10 protein-coding genes, 2 pseudogenes and 2 riboswitches are annotated in these 12,566 nt (G+C 63.6%); of the genes and pseudogenes, 5 read left to right on the top strand and 7 right to left on the bottom strand.

Features of this window, described 5'->3' with window-relative positions; genetic code table 11:
* Positions 1 to 59: 59 nt before the first annotated feature.
* On the top strand, positions 60 to 1,490 hold the full coding sequence (locus AC6IW9_RS07745; RefSeq protein ID WP_497771019.1) for a short-chain fatty acyl-CoA regulator family protein: 1,431 nt from the start codon (positions 60 to 62) through the stop codon (positions 1,488 to 1,490).
* An 18-nt stretch (positions 1,491 to 1,508) separates the two neighbouring features.
* Positions 1,509 to 2,024 carry a ribonuclease E activity regulator RraA gene (rraA, locus tag AC6IW9_RS07740; RefSeq protein WP_497771015.1) on the top strand — a complete coding sequence of 172 codons (516 nt, stop codon included), beginning with the start codon at positions 1,509 to 1,511 and terminating at the stop codon, positions 2,022 to 2,024.
* A 24-nt stretch (positions 2,025 to 2,048) separates the two neighbouring features.
* On the opposite strand, the gene AC6IW9_RS07735 is transcribed toward rraA, so the two are convergent.
* From AC6IW9_RS07735 to AC6IW9_RS07710, 6 genes are all read right to left on the bottom strand, one after another.
* Complete coding sequence (locus AC6IW9_RS07735) at positions 2,049 to 2,735, bottom strand: adenosylcobinamide amidohydrolase (protein ID WP_497771006.1); 687 nt, start codon at positions 2,733 to 2,735, stop codon at positions 2,049 to 2,051.
* A gap of 67 nt (positions 2,736 to 2,802) precedes the next feature.
* A complete protein-coding gene (locus AC6IW9_RS07730) occupies positions 2,803 to 3,120 on the bottom strand; it encodes a hypothetical protein (protein ID WP_497771002.1) in 318 nt (105 codons plus the stop codon).
* A gap of 321 nt (positions 3,121 to 3,441) precedes the next feature.
* Positions 3,442 to 4,023, bottom strand: a complete 582-nt coding sequence (locus AC6IW9_RS07725; RefSeq protein WP_497771000.1) for a DUF7676 family protein — start codon at positions 4,021 to 4,023, stop codon at positions 3,442 to 3,444.
* Positions 4,024 to 4,156: 133 nt separating this feature from the next.
* A complete protein-coding gene (locus AC6IW9_RS07720; protein ID WP_497770997.1) occupies positions 4,157 to 4,726 on the bottom strand; it encodes a DUF7676 family protein in 570 nt (189 codons plus the stop codon).
* 68 nt (positions 4,727 to 4,794) lie between these two features.
* The gene (locus AC6IW9_RS07715) at positions 4,795 to 5,343 is read right to left on the bottom strand and encodes a hypothetical protein (RefSeq protein WP_497770994.1); all 549 of its coding nucleotides are present in this window, start codon (positions 5,341 to 5,343) and stop codon (positions 4,795 to 4,797) included.
* A gap of 133 nt (positions 5,344 to 5,476) precedes the next feature.
* Positions 5,477 to 7,516, bottom strand: a complete 2,040-nt coding sequence (locus tag AC6IW9_RS07710; RefSeq protein ID WP_497770991.1) for a TonB-dependent receptor plug domain-containing protein — start codon at positions 7,514 to 7,516, stop codon at positions 5,477 to 5,479.
* 130 nt (positions 7,517 to 7,646) lie between these two features.
* A riboswitch (cobalamin riboswitch) is annotated at positions 7,647 to 7,854 on the bottom strand.
* Positions 7,855 to 7,955: 101 nt separating this feature from the next.
* Positions 7,956 to 8,155, top strand: a riboswitch (cobalamin riboswitch).
* A 100-nt stretch (positions 8,156 to 8,255) separates the two neighbouring features.
* Between AC6IW9_RS07710 and AC6IW9_RS07705 the strand changes: the two genes are divergently transcribed.
* From AC6IW9_RS07705 to AC6IW9_RS07695, 3 genes and pseudogenes are all read left to right on the top strand, one after another.
* On the top strand, positions 8,256 to 10,160 hold the full coding sequence (locus tag AC6IW9_RS07705; protein ID WP_497770988.1) for a ribonucleoside-diphosphate reductase subunit alpha: 1,905 nt from the start codon (positions 8,256 to 8,258) through the stop codon (positions 10,158 to 10,160).
* Positions 10,151 to 11,266, top strand: a complete 1,116-nt coding sequence (locus AC6IW9_RS07700; RefSeq protein ID WP_497770985.1) for a ribonucleotide-diphosphate reductase subunit beta — start codon at positions 10,151 to 10,153, stop codon at positions 11,264 to 11,266. The genes AC6IW9_RS07705 and AC6IW9_RS07700 overlap by 10 nt, the downstream gene beginning before the upstream one ends.
* 144 nt (positions 11,267 to 11,410) lie before the next feature.
* Positions 11,411 to 11,665, top strand: a pseudogene (locus AC6IW9_RS07695) (hypothetical protein); the annotation flags it as partial.
* A gap of 172 nt (positions 11,666 to 11,837) precedes the next feature.
* On the opposite strand, the pseudogene istB reads toward AC6IW9_RS07695, so the two are convergent.
* Positions 11,838 to 12,565 (bottom strand): annotated as a pseudogene (gene istB, locus AC6IW9_RS07690) (IS21-like element helper ATPase IstB).
* Position 12,566: the final 1 nt, after the last annotated feature.

The raw sequence follows: 12,566 nt of genomic DNA, 5'->3' as shown, positions 1-12,566 counted from the left end.
CGAAGGGACGAGAATTTGCGAATGCTGCGAATTCGCTCGTCCAGGAGGAACCGAACGTCATGAAGAAGGCCTTCATGGGAGGACGGTTGAAGCGCTTTCGCGAGGAGCGCGGGCTGACACAGCTCGCGCTCGCTCAGGCGCTCGATCTTTCCGCGAGCTACGTCAACCAGCTCGAGAAGAATCAGAGGCCGCTGACAGTTCCGCTCTTGCTGAGGATCAACGCGACCTTCGGCGTCGACGTGCAGCTCTTCTCGGCCGAAGGCGAAGCGCGACTTCTCGCCGATCTCAAGGACGTTTTCGCCGATCCGGTTCTGACGGAGCGAGCCGCGACGAGCGAGCTGCGCGAAATCGTCGCGAACATGCCATCGGTCGGGCACGCCCTGGTCGCCCTGCATCGTCGCTATCGCGATGCGGCGGAACGCCTCGACGCCATGGTCGCGGCTCTCGGCCTCGGCGAGGACGGCGCGCCGTCTTCGGCGTCCTTGCAGCCGCACGAGCGGGTGCGCGATTTCTTCTACGCGCATCACAATTATTTTCCCGAGCTCGACGAAGCCGCCGAAGCGCTGTTCTCGACGGCGAAGCTCGTTGGCGGCGACGTCGCCGCCGGCCTCGTCGAGCACTTGCGCCGTCGTCAAGGTGTGACGGTCGTGTTCGACGCCGGCTCGCAAGCAGACATGAACGATCCTCGGCAACGGCTCTACCAGCCGGAAGACAGGCTGTTGCGGCTGTCGGCGCGGCTCGATCCAGGCCAGCGCGCATTCCAGATGGCGACGCAGCTCGCCTTTCTGGAAATGGGTGAAACGATCGATCGCCTCGCCCGAGAAGCGGCGGGCGAGGCGGAGGAAACCTACCGTCTCGCGCGGATCGGCCTCGCCAATCACTTCGCTGGCGCGCTGCTCATGCCCTATGGGCAATTCCTCTTTGCGGCGGAGGAACTGCATTACGACATCGAACGGCTCGGCGATCGCTTCGGCGTCGGCTTCGAGACGGTCTGCCACAGATTGAGCACGCTCCAGCGTCCCGAGGCGCGCGGCGTGCCGTTCTTCTTCATTCGCGTGGATCGTGCGGGAAACATTTCGAAACGCCAATCGGCGACAGACTTCCATTTTTCGCGAGTCGGCGGCTCGTGTCCGTTGTGGAACGTCTACGAGGCGTTCGCGCGGCCGGACATCATATCGACACAGCTCGCGCGCATGCTGGACGGCCGCGCCTATCTCTGGGTCGCGCGCACCGTGTCGCACGGCTCCGGCGGCTATGGCGCGCCACGAAAGACTTTCGCCATAGGGCTCGGCTGCGACATCCGTCACGCCTCGCGACTCGTCTATTCCAAAGGCCTGGATCTTTCCGACCCGGAGGCGGCGACGCCGATCGGCGTCGGCTGCAAGGTGTGCGAACGCCCGAGCTGTCCGCAGCGCGCTTTCCCCAACATAGGCCAGCGCCTCGCCATCGATGAGAATGAGCGGCGATTCGCCCCCTATCCCGTCAAATGACCTCGGACCGGAGACATCATGAACGACATTGGTGCGCTCGAAAGCACTTGCGGCCTCTATGATCGATTTCTCGACGAGGCGCGCACGCTCTCTCCGCTGTTTCGCGACTTCGGCGGCAGGAGGCGCTTTCACGGAACGATCGTGACAGTAAAGTGCTTCGAGGACAATTCCCGCATCAAGGAACTGCTCGCGACCGACGGACGAGGCAAAGTCCTCGTCGTCGACGCCGGCGGCAGCAGCCGTTGCGCGATCCTCGGCGATGTGATCGCCAAAGATGCCGTCCAGAATGGTTGGGAAGGCGTCGTGGTTCACGGCTATGTGCGGGACTGCGCCACATTGGCGGAGCTCGACATCGGCGTGAAGGCGCTCGGCGTCACGCCGCGGAAATCCGTGCGGCGGGGCGAAGGAGCCGCACATCTGCGCATTTTTTTCGCCGGCGTCCATTTCGACGATGACGACACGCTCTACGCCGACGAGGATGGCGTAATCGTTTTGACCCGTGAGCAGGCCGCCAGTCTCGGGGACGAAGGTTGAGCAAATCCGGCGAGCCGAGAGGACTCACGGATAGGCGCCGGATCGTATATCGACGATATCGGCGCTCCATGTCTGCACGCCTTCGAACGTCGCATCATAGACGGCGCGGCCGATCGCCTCTCCGATCTCGGTGTGAAGGCCTGCGCATTGCTCGACCTCGTCGCCTCTCGGCGCCGCCACGACGATGCAATCGGTTCCCGTGCCGGTCACTGAAGCTTCGGAGGGCCGATCCTGCGCTTCCAAAATCGCGACCGTCCTCGCCTGCGTCGCGATAGAGACCGCTTCGACGAAAGCGCCGTTCGACAATGGTCGGGAAACATGGACGAGAGTGTTGATCGTGCCCCAGGTTCTCGGCTCTTCCCGACGTCGAGCGCCGACTCTCTCGCCGTTCGAGAGACCGACGGTGGTCACGCAGGTCGCAGCGACGCGCCCGACATGGGCTCGAGACATATGGCGCCGCCGAATGTCCCGCGAGGTCATGAAGGCGACGACGTTTTCGTCGAGTCCGAAGGACGATAGCCTGGCTCGAAGAAAGGCGGCCGGATCGAGGCCGAGAGGCAGTTCTCTGTCGCGGACCTCGAGCCATACGATCTCGCGCGTCTCCGCGAACCCGGGCCGGTTGATCGACCAACCGAGCGTGTCGTGGATTTCGGGGAAGCGGAGGACGAGAAAAGGCGGATCGCATTCGAGCCTGAACGGAAGCTGCATCATACGCTCGAAAAGTCCAATGAAGGAAAACGAAGGGCCGCGATCGGCCCTTCGTCGCGCGAGGCGTCGTTCAGACGTGGCGCGGAGCCAGCTCGACCAATGGCTTGCGAGCGGCGGCGAGAGCCGAAGCCGCCGCCGTCAATATCCACAGGCCGCCGAAGGCGCCGGCGTTGATGAGGAAAATGCGCGCGATGATCTCCGGCGCGAGAGCGACGACTTCGTAGCCGATCGCCACATCGATGGCGATGATCGAGCCCTCGTAGACGGCGAAGGCCGCGAGGAAGGCCGCGCCAACGCCGAGGACGCCGGCGCGGCGCCCCAGGCGAGCGTCACATTGTCCGTCGGGTAATGCAGGAAAATAAAGCCCACCGCCTGATTGGCGAGCCACACGGCGCCGGTCGCGGCAAGCGCGTCGCGTCGGCCGAGCGTCAGGGCGGCGATTGCCGCCAAGGCGGCGAAGGGAACGGCGCAGGCGAAGCCGAACGTGAAGAGCACGCTGCCCGCAACCAACGCGAACATCCATATGGCCCGGCACAATCCCGGCGAAACGAAAGAAGATGCAGTCATGACAAGTCTCCTCTCAGGTGACGCGGACAGCAGAAAACGTCATATCCTTCCGCCGCCTGCTCCGCTCGCCATTGCGTTTTCCGGAGGGCGAGAAGTCCGAAGCCGTCGGCTCCTCGCCGCCGGCGAAATGAATCGTTCGCTTCTAGCGGCCGCGGGTCGCGGACCGATCGACGGGATCGGCTTCACGCAGGCCGAGCCAGCGCGCGCGCAGCGCATCCCACAAAGCGAGCCGTGACCAGTCGGGCTCCTTCAGAAATCTCCCCGTCTCATGGTCGAGGAAAGGATTCGGCAAGAGCACGGCGAGCTGTTGCTCGCCCGCGCCGTTGAAGAGCTGAAGGCTCCAGGACATGGGCACGCAGGTTCCCGCGAAGCGGCGATGCAGTTCGGCGCGCGCCGTTCGCCTGTGGCGCGCGAGATCGGGCGGCGTCGGCCGGCTGCGTGGTCCCTTCGTTTCGCCGATGCAGACGTGAAAATGCGTACGCCCGAATGCGATGGTCAGATATCCGTCGAGCAGGCCGATCCCCGACGGCGCCTGATCGGGATAGATCTCGAAGGCTGCCCCCTGGATGATCGGGCCGAACACGATCTCTTCCCAATGACGCTCGAACAGATCGCGAAGCAGCTCTTCGAGACTTTCCGCATCGGCCGGCAACGCAAAGACGTCGACCGGCGTCCCGTCCGGGTCCGTTCTCCGTTCGGGCGTCGCCCGCGCCGAATCTCTCATCTTCTCGCCTCCTTCTTCGGACCGACGTCACCAGGTGAACTTCACGCTCCCGAAGTAGGGCGAAGGGGTCGATCCGCTCAGAAAGCGGTCGTCGCCGACGAGGATAGCGCCGCACTGAGCCCTGAGCAGAAGGCTAGGCGCACAATCGGGCGCGTCCGGCCGCCTCCAGATCCGCAGGAACGGGCTCGTCCAGATAGCGCCGGCGGAATTCGTAGTAGAGTCGTAGATTTTCCCAGTTCGGCGGGCCTACCGTATGGGGCGTCTCGCCGAGCAGGACATGCGGAAAGAAAATGGTCGTCATCTGCTCGCCATAGCCGTTCCACATGCGGATGCCGGAGCTGCGCTCCTTGATCGAGCCGTCGCCTCGCCAATCATAGAAAGCGATCTTGGACACGCGACGCAAGAGATGCGACTCCGGCGAGCCGCTTCCTCTGTACTGCGCGACGCAGAGATGAAAATGCCAAGCGCCTGCGTCCACGGTCAGATAGCCGTTTTGGATCGTCACCTTCGGCGGGTGATCGAAGGTGAGCTCGAAGACCGCGCCGAGCACCCAGGGACCGACGGTGAGCCGCCGCCAATGATCTCCAAAGAGCTCCTGGACGAGCCGAGCGAGAGTCTCCTCCGAGGCGTCGAAATAACTGTAGCGTGTCTGCGAACCGTCCGGATTGTCGATCAGCTCGTGACGAGCAGCCAGACCTGCCATTCCACTTTCTCCGGTAAAGGCGGGACGCCGCGCTGCGGCGTCCCTGCAAAGATCGAATCCGTCCTTCCTCAGGCGCGTGGCTGCGCCATTCGGACAGGAGCGAGGAGCGACCGCCCGACGAAAGCGGCTATTTCCGCGATCGCGAGCAATCCGACGAAGGTCGCGGAATCGAGCGCGGAGAGATAGGCCAGACCGTCGAGCGTGAACCCTTCGACTCCTCCCATGAGCGACGCCGCGACGATCATGAGACCGCGGAAGACGATCTGGCTCACGAGGAAGCCCGCGACGATCGCCGCTGCGGCCCCGAACCGCGCCAGGCCGCCGCCGACGGTCTGCACGGCTACGGCAGTCGCGACCATGGAAGCGAGCAGTATCGCGGACCAGATCAGCGAGTCGAAAGCAACCGGATAATTCAGCATCGTGAAGCCGACCAGCTGATTGGCGAGCCACGCAGACGCCGCCACGAGCGCGGCGTCGCGCCTCGGCAGGGTGATCGCCGCGAGAGCGGCGAAAGCCGCGAAGGGCGCCGCGCAGGCGAGAGCGCCGCTGAGCAGCGCCGCGCTCGCGACCAGCAGCGCGATCCAAAGGGCTCGTGCGTGAATTCGGTAGAGCATCATTCGTCTCCTTTGTTGGTCGATCGATACGATGAAGTCAAATCGGAGCCGGCTCGACTCTCTGTCGGCGGCGGGTCGAAGGACGGCTCGCGCGCCGCCGATGCGCAAAGGCGAATAGCGGAGCGACGCGCTCCACTCACCATGTGAGCTTCACGCCGCCATAGACCGCCCGCGCCGTCGTTCCATAATTATTGGTTTCCTCATAGCGTGTATCGCCGATATTCTCGATGCGGGCGAAAACCGAGAAAAGGTCGTCGAACTTATAGCTGCCGAACAGATCCACTCTCGCATAGGACGCGAGCGAGACGCGCTTGGAATAGACCCAGTCGGTGGCGGGAACCGCGCCGGTCGCGACCACGCGCGCCTCGAGCTCGAGCTTCGGGATGCCGGTGTAGATGACGGAGACCGATCCCTTGTCGCGCGGCCGCAGCGTGAGCGTCTGATCCTTGGCGCGGTCGATCGCGGCGAGATGCGTGTAGGACCCGCGCACGCGCCATTCGTCCGGGACGATCACCGCCTCGCCCGAAAATTCGACGCCTTTCATCTCCGCGCGTCCGACATTGTAATAGCAGCCGCCGAAAGCGGCGATCTGAACCGCCGTGCAGCCCGACGAAACCCCATAGCCGATGAGATTCTGATATCGGCTGTCGAACAAGCTGACCGACAGCAGCGCCCGCCCCGAGAACAGCTTCTGATCGACGCCGACGTCGAATCCCGTGCTCCGCTCCGGCAACAGCTTCGGGTCGCCATATTGGCTGAACCGCTGGAAGAGCGACGCCACGCGCGCGCCCGTTCCCGCCGTCGCCCGGAATTTCGTGCCGGTCTCCTCGAGACGGTAGGCGGCGGTCGCGCGCCATGTCGCGAAGGTGCTGTTGTTGTCGACCGCGTCGATGCGGCCGCTCGTGGTGAAGTCGAATCGGTCCAGCACCGTGAACTGATGTTGCGCGAATCCCGAATGCGTCGTCTGCGCCGCATCCGTCGGCGTGAATGTTCCGAGAGGCGCCGGGTCCTGCGAGGTGTGCAGCGACTCGGTCTCGTTCCGCGCGCCGAAGCTGACGAGCCCGAACTCTTCGAGCTTCAAATCGCCCTGATATTCGAGCCCGCGCCGGCCGCCGCGATAGCCGAGCCGGCAGTCGAAGGAGTTCCAGGACAAGTCGTAGCAGGATTCCGTCACCCAGACGTCTCTGTTCGTGACATTGCGGAACAGGGTGAGCCGGTTGTGCAAACGATGGTCGAACAGATCAAGATCGGCGCGCAGATAGCCTTGAGCGAATGACGCGTGCTGATGATTGTTCGGACTGTAGACGTTCGTCGGGTCAAACGCGCTCGGATTGTCGAAGCGGATCGATGCGTCATGCCCGTTGAACGCGCCTTCGACGGAGAAGTCGTTGGAAAAGCGATAGCCGAGGCGAGCGCTCGCGCCGCCGCGATTGGTGGGGTCGCCGGCCGGCAGAGGCGGCAGAGAGGTCACGCGATCCGCCATCGTCAGCGGCCGCGCGATGCGATAGCCGTAGCGGGGAAAGCCGTCGGTGTGCAGCGCGTCGATGGCGAAGGCGTAGGACAAATCGCCCTCCCCGCCCGAAACCGCGGCGCGCGTATGGGCCGTTCCGTAGGTTCCGCCTTCCGCGAGCACGGAGCCGCGCGGCTTGCCTGCGCCTTTGCGGGTGATGAGGTTGATCACGCCGCCCATCGCGTCCGAGCCGTAGAGAGCCGATTGCGGGCCGCGCAGAACCTCGATCCGCTCGAGGTCGAGAATTGCAAAGCCGCCGAGATCGGCCTCGCCGCCGCCGCTCGAAGGATCGCCGATGCGGACGCCGTCGATCAGCAGCAGCGTCTGGCTCGGCGTGGAGCCGCGCAGGACGACATTGTACTGCGCGCCTGGTCCCCCGAAGCCGTAGATATCGAGACCCGGAACGCCGCGCAGGACGTCGGTCAATCCGAGCGAGCCGCGCTTCTCGATTTCGGCGGGCGTCACGACCGACACGGAGGCGGCCGTGCGCGTGGCCGGCTCCTCGACGCGGTCGGGCGTCACGACCGTGCCCACTTCGATTTCCGGCAGAACCTCCTGCCCCTGCGTTGGGGACGTAAGAGCGGCGAGGACGAAGGCGGAGAAAATGGTGGACGCGCGCAGGACGTGCGCGACCGAGCCGTCGATGACGGCTCGCGAGACTTGCATGTGCATGAGTTCGAGACCAGCAGCAGACGTGGACCGTCACTGCGAAAGGTCTCCACCCGTGCGCACGCGCACGAGGCGCGCATGTCAGCGGGTTTCGGCCGCCTCGGTGCACCCCGCCCGACGCCTTCGCGCGTGACCACGAATGATGGCAGGTCTCCTGGCTCGCGGGTCGTCGCCTCGGACGGCCTTCCCAAGGTCGCATGGAACCCCAGTGGCTTCGTTCGTCCTCGGCTCGCCGCTCACAGTTGCGGGGGCAGCCGCGGCATTGCGCGCCCGGAAGCGCGCGCACCGCATTCACTTTTCATCCCTTAAAGGGAACCATCGCCGATCATGTAACCGTCGAACGCAGAATCAGTCAAGCCCGCGACAGATCGCTCGAGACAGATCGCTCGAAGCAATATTGTTCAGCCAGCTATTGACAGCTGCATCGAACCGACCCCAACATATAGATGTTCTCGGTCTCTGGATTCGTTTCCAGAGCTAAGAGGGAATTCGGTGAGCCGAAAGGCGAATCCGAAGCTGCCCCCGCAACTGTGAGCGGTGAGCGCGATCAAAGACGCCACTGGCGCGAATGCGCTGGGAAGGCTGATCGCGCCGCGACCCGCGAGCCAGGAGACCTGCCGCGAACATTTTCGTCCACGGGCGGGGCGTCCGGAGGTCGCTGGCGGTCCTGCGCTCTATATCGCACGGACGATGCTCGCTGCTTCCTGCGTCCGTCCTCACGCGAGCGGGGCATCGCATGACGCAGGCGGCGTTCGATTTCGACAAGCACGGCCATCTCGTAAAGATATTTCCGACGCGACAGAGCGCGCACATTCGCGCCTTGCATTCCCCGCCGCCGCAACCCTTGGCCAAGCCGCCGACGCCCGGCGATCTTCGGCTCGACCATTCGCGCGACGCTCTTCTGACGCCCTTCGGCAAGGCGACGCTCGACGATCGCTATCTGCTTCCGGGCGAGAGCTATCAGGATATGTTCGCCCGCGTCTCTTGCGCCTATGCGGATGACGCAGCCCATGCGCAGCGCCTCTACGACACCATGTCGCGTCTCTGGTTCATGCCGTCGACGCCGATTCTCTCCAATGGCGGCACGACGCGCGGCCTGCCGATCTCCTGCTTTCTCAACTCGGTTCCAGATTCGCTGGAAGGCATCGTCGCGATCTGGAACGAGAATGTCGCTCTCGCCTCTAACGGTGGCGGCATCGGCACCTATTGGGGGCGCGTGAGGTCCATCGGCGAAAAGGTGAGAGGCAATGGCGAGACGTCCGGCATCGTTCCGTTCATTCACGTCATGGACGGCCTGACGCTGGCGATCAGCCAGGGGTCGCTGAGAAGAGGCTCCGCGGCCGTCTATCTCGACATTCATCACCCCGAAATCGAGGAGTTTCTGGAAATCCGAAAGCCGACCGGCGACTTCAACCGCAAAGGCCTCAATCTGCATCATGGCGTCAATGTCACCGACGCCTTCATGGAGGCCGTCGCCGCCGGAGCGCCCTTCGCGCTCAGGAGCCCGAAGACCGGCGAGACGGTCAGGTCGGTCGACGCGCGGCAATTATGGCAGCGCATCCTCGAGACGCGCATCCAGACCGGCGAGCCCTACCTGCTGTTCATCGACCAGGTGAACCGGGCCCTGCCGAAGCATCAGCGCGATCTGGGCCTGCGCGTCTCCACGTCGAACCTCTGCAGCGAGATCACTCTTCCGACCGGCGAGGACCATCGCGGCGAAGAGCGCACGGCCGTCTGCTGCCTCGCCTCCCTCAATCTCGAAACCTGGGATCAATGGGAGAGCGACCCGAGGTTCGTCGAAGACGTGCTGCGAATGCTCGACAATGTGCTGACCGCTTTTGCCGACGGCGCGCCCGACACGCTCGCGCGGGCGCGCTATTCGGTCCTGCGCGAACGTTCCGTCGGGCTCGGGGTGATGGGTTTCCACTCCTTTCTTCAGGCGCGCGGAATTCCGTTCGAGAGCGTCGCCGCCAAATCCTGGAACAAGGCGATCTTCCGAAAGATACGCGTCGAAGCCGACGCCGCCTCGGTCCTCCTCGCGGAAGAGCGCGGGGCCTGCCTGGACGCCGCCGAGCGGGACATGCGGGCGCGGTTCAGCCACAAGCTGTCGATCGCGCCGACCGCTTCGATCAGCATCATCTGCGGCGGAACGAGCGCCTGCATCGAGCCGGTCCCAGCCAACATCTATACGCACAAGACGCTCTCCGGCGCCTTCAGCGTCCGCAATCCCCATCTCGAGCGCCTGATCGAAGCGAAGGGACTCGACAAGGAAGCGACATGGCGCTCGATCCTCGAACAGGAAGGATCCGTGCAGCATCTCGACGCGCTGAGCGATGCGGAGAAAGCCGTCTTCCGCACGGCCTTCGAGATCGACCAGAGATGGATCATAGAGCTCGCCGCCGATCGCGCCCCGTTTATTTGCCAGAGCCAGTCGATCAATCTCTATCTGCCTGCCGACATCGACAAATGGGACCTGCACATGCTGCATTGGAAGGCGTGGGAGCTCGGCCTCAAGAGCCTCTATTATTGTCGCTCGAAGTCCTTGAGCCGCGCCGGATTCGCCGGCCGCATCGAGAATGCCGCCTCCGCCGGACATTCCGCTCCTCGCCGCGACTACGAGGAGTGCCTCTCATGCCAGTGATCGAGCTCTCGGGCCTCTCGCTCGCCGACGCCGATCCGCGCTCGCTCATCGGCTCGGGGCGCGTCGGCCTGCTGACGGCGACCGGCTCCTACGACGTCGAGCGCTACCCTTGGGCCTATGATTTCTGGAAGCGCCAGCAGCAGACCCATTGGATGGGCGAGGAAGTGCCGCTCGGCGCCGATATCAAGGATTGGGCGTCGGAACGCGTCAGCGACGCCGAACGGTCATTGCTCACGCAGATATTCCGCTTCTTCACGCAATCGGACGTGGAGGTCGGCGACAACTACCTGAAGCGTTACATTCCTCTGTTCCAGCCGCTCGAAATCCAGATGATGATGGCGGCGTTCTCCAATATGGAGACCGTGCACATCGACGCCTATGCGCTCCTGTTGAAGACGCTCGGAATGCCGAAGACCGAATTCGCCGCTTTTCGCGACTATGCCGAAATGCGCGCGAAAGCCGATTACATGCACACATTCGGAGTCGACACGGTCGCGGATGTGGCGCGCACGCTCGCCATGTTCGGCGCCTTCACGGAAGGCATGGCGCTCTTCGCCAGCTTCGCCATGCTCCTCAACTTCCCGCGCCATGGCAAAATGAACGGCATGGGCCAGATCGTCACCTGGTCGGTGCGGGACGAGAGCCTGCATTGCGAAGGAATCATTCGGCTCTTCCATGAATGGAGCCACGAAACCGGAGCAGTGACCCGCGCCGTGCGCGACGATATCCTCGATGTCGCCCGCACCATGGTCGGGCTCGAGGAGCGCTTCATCGATCTCGCTTTCGCTCTGGGCGACGTCGAAGGCATGAACGCGGACGACATCAAGAAATATGTGCGCTTCATCGCCGACTGGCGGCTGGCGCAATTGAAATTGCCCGGGCTCTTCGGATTTTTTTCCGGCGACGAAGAGCAAAGGCAGATCGAGCCGCATCCTCTGCCTTGGATCACGGAAATTCTCAACGGCGTCGAGCACGCCAATTTCTTCGAGCAGCGGTCGACCGAATATTCGAAAGGCGCCACGCGAGGAAGCTGGGAAGGACCGGATGGCGTCTGGGCCGCGTTCGATCGGGTCGAACGATCGGCGATACGTCGGCTGACCAGATAGCGTAACGCCATTGGCGCAGTCGCCCTATACAGCAACGAGGATGCGACAGAGACGCACCTCGGTGGTCGTCATCGCTCATGTCGCTCGGACAGAGCGCTTCCATAAACCGCTGTCGCCCCGAAGGCGCGTAAAGGACAAAGTCGGATGACATCGCTCGACAGTTTCAAATCCCTGGAGACGCTAGAGGTCGAAGACGACGCCTATCACTATTTCTCGCTGAAGGCCGCCGAGGCCAATGGGATCGAGGGCGTCTCGCGCCTGCCCTATTCGCTGCGCGTGCTGCTCGAGAATCTGCTGCGCAACGAGGACGGGCGCTCCGTCACCAAGGAGCATATCGAAGGCTTCTCGAAATGGCTCGCCGAGAAGGGCAAGGCGGGGCGCGAGATCGCCTTCCGCCCGGTGTGCGGCTGATGCAGGATTGTCAAACGCCATCGAAACGGGACCCCGCATTTGCATCCAAAAGGGACCCCTTTCGAGTGTGCGCTTTCCGCGGTTGTCGGCGTGACGGAGGGCGGGCGTAGCCCGACCGCAGTTACGCCGACAACCGCGGCGGCTCGACCGGATGACCGCCTCAGGCCCGGTTCTTGAAACGCCAGCTTTCGTTGCCGGTCTCGACGATGTCACAGTGATGGGTGAGGCGGTCGAGCAGCGCCGTCGTCATCTTGGCGTGGCCGAAGACGCTCGGCCATTCGCCGAAAGCGAGATTGGTCGTGACGATCACCGAGCTGCGCTCGTAGAGCCGGCTGACGAGATGGAACAGCAATTGTCCGCCCGCTTGCGCGAAGGGCAGATAGCCGAGCTCGTCGAGAATGACGAAGTCCATTCTCGTGAGATAGTCGGCCATGCGACCTTGACGTCCGGCACGTGTTTCCGCCTCCAGCCGATTGACGAGGTCGACGGTGTTGAAGAAGCGGCCACGCAAGCCGACGCGGATGCAGCATCGCGCGATGGCTATGGCGAGATGAGTCTTGCCGGTGCCGGTTCCGCCGACGAGCACGATGTTGCGCTGATGAGCGACGAAGACGCCGCCGGCGAGATCGCGAACCAGCATCTCATTGACGTCGGCGGCTTCGAAGTCGAAGTCGTCGATGTCCTTGGCCAGAGGAAGCTTGGCGATCGTCATCTGATATTTGATCGAGCGCGCTTGCTTTTCGGCGATTTCCGCCTTCAGCAGGCTCCCGACGATCTGCGGCGGCTCGTGTTGCCGCTCGAGCCGACCCCCGGCGTCTCATCGTAAGCGCTCCTCATGCCGAAGAGCTTCAGCTCTCCCATCATATCGAAGATTTGCGTGCGCTCCATC

The sequence above is a fragment of the Methylosinus sp. shoA genome, assembly GCF_059718125.1.
The sequence above is the reverse complement of the archived record's forward strand: the minus strand, read 5'-3'. Positions and strand labels throughout refer to the sequence as shown.

Excerpts from the sequence above, each read along its gene's own strand:
- AC6IW9_RS07745 (WP_497771019.1), top strand. The coding sequence starts at position 60 with ATGAAGAAGGCCTTCATGGGAGGACGGTTGAAGCGCTTTCGCGAGGAG.
- rraA (WP_497771015.1), top strand. The coding sequence starts at position 1,509 with ATGAACGACATTGGTGCGCTCGAAAGCACTTGCGGCCTCTATGATCGA.
- AC6IW9_RS07735 (WP_497771006.1), bottom strand. The coding sequence starts at position 2,735 with ATGATGCAGCTTCCGTTCAGGCTCGAATGCGATCCGCCTTTTCTCGTC.
- AC6IW9_RS07725 (WP_497771000.1), bottom strand. The coding sequence starts at position 4,023 with ATGAGAGATTCGGCGCGGGCGACGCCCGAACGGAGAACGGACCCGGAC.
- AC6IW9_RS07720 (WP_497770997.1), bottom strand. The coding sequence starts at position 4,726 with ATGGCAGGTCTGGCTGCTCGTCACGAGCTGATCGACAATCCGGACGGT.
- AC6IW9_RS07715 (WP_497770994.1), bottom strand. The coding sequence starts at position 5,343 with ATGATGCTCTACCGAATTCACGCACGAGCCCTTTGGATCGCGCTGCTG.
- AC6IW9_RS07710 (WP_497770991.1), bottom strand. The coding sequence starts at position 7,516 with ATGCAAGTCTCGCGAGCCGTCATCGACGGCTCGGTCGCGCACGTCCTG.
- AC6IW9_RS07705 (WP_497770988.1), top strand. The coding sequence starts at position 8,256 with ATGACGCAGGCGGCGTTCGATTTCGACAAGCACGGCCATCTCGTAAAG.
- AC6IW9_RS07700 (WP_497770985.1), top strand. The coding sequence starts at position 10,151 with ATGCCAGTGATCGAGCTCTCGGGCCTCTCGCTCGCCGACGCCGATCCG.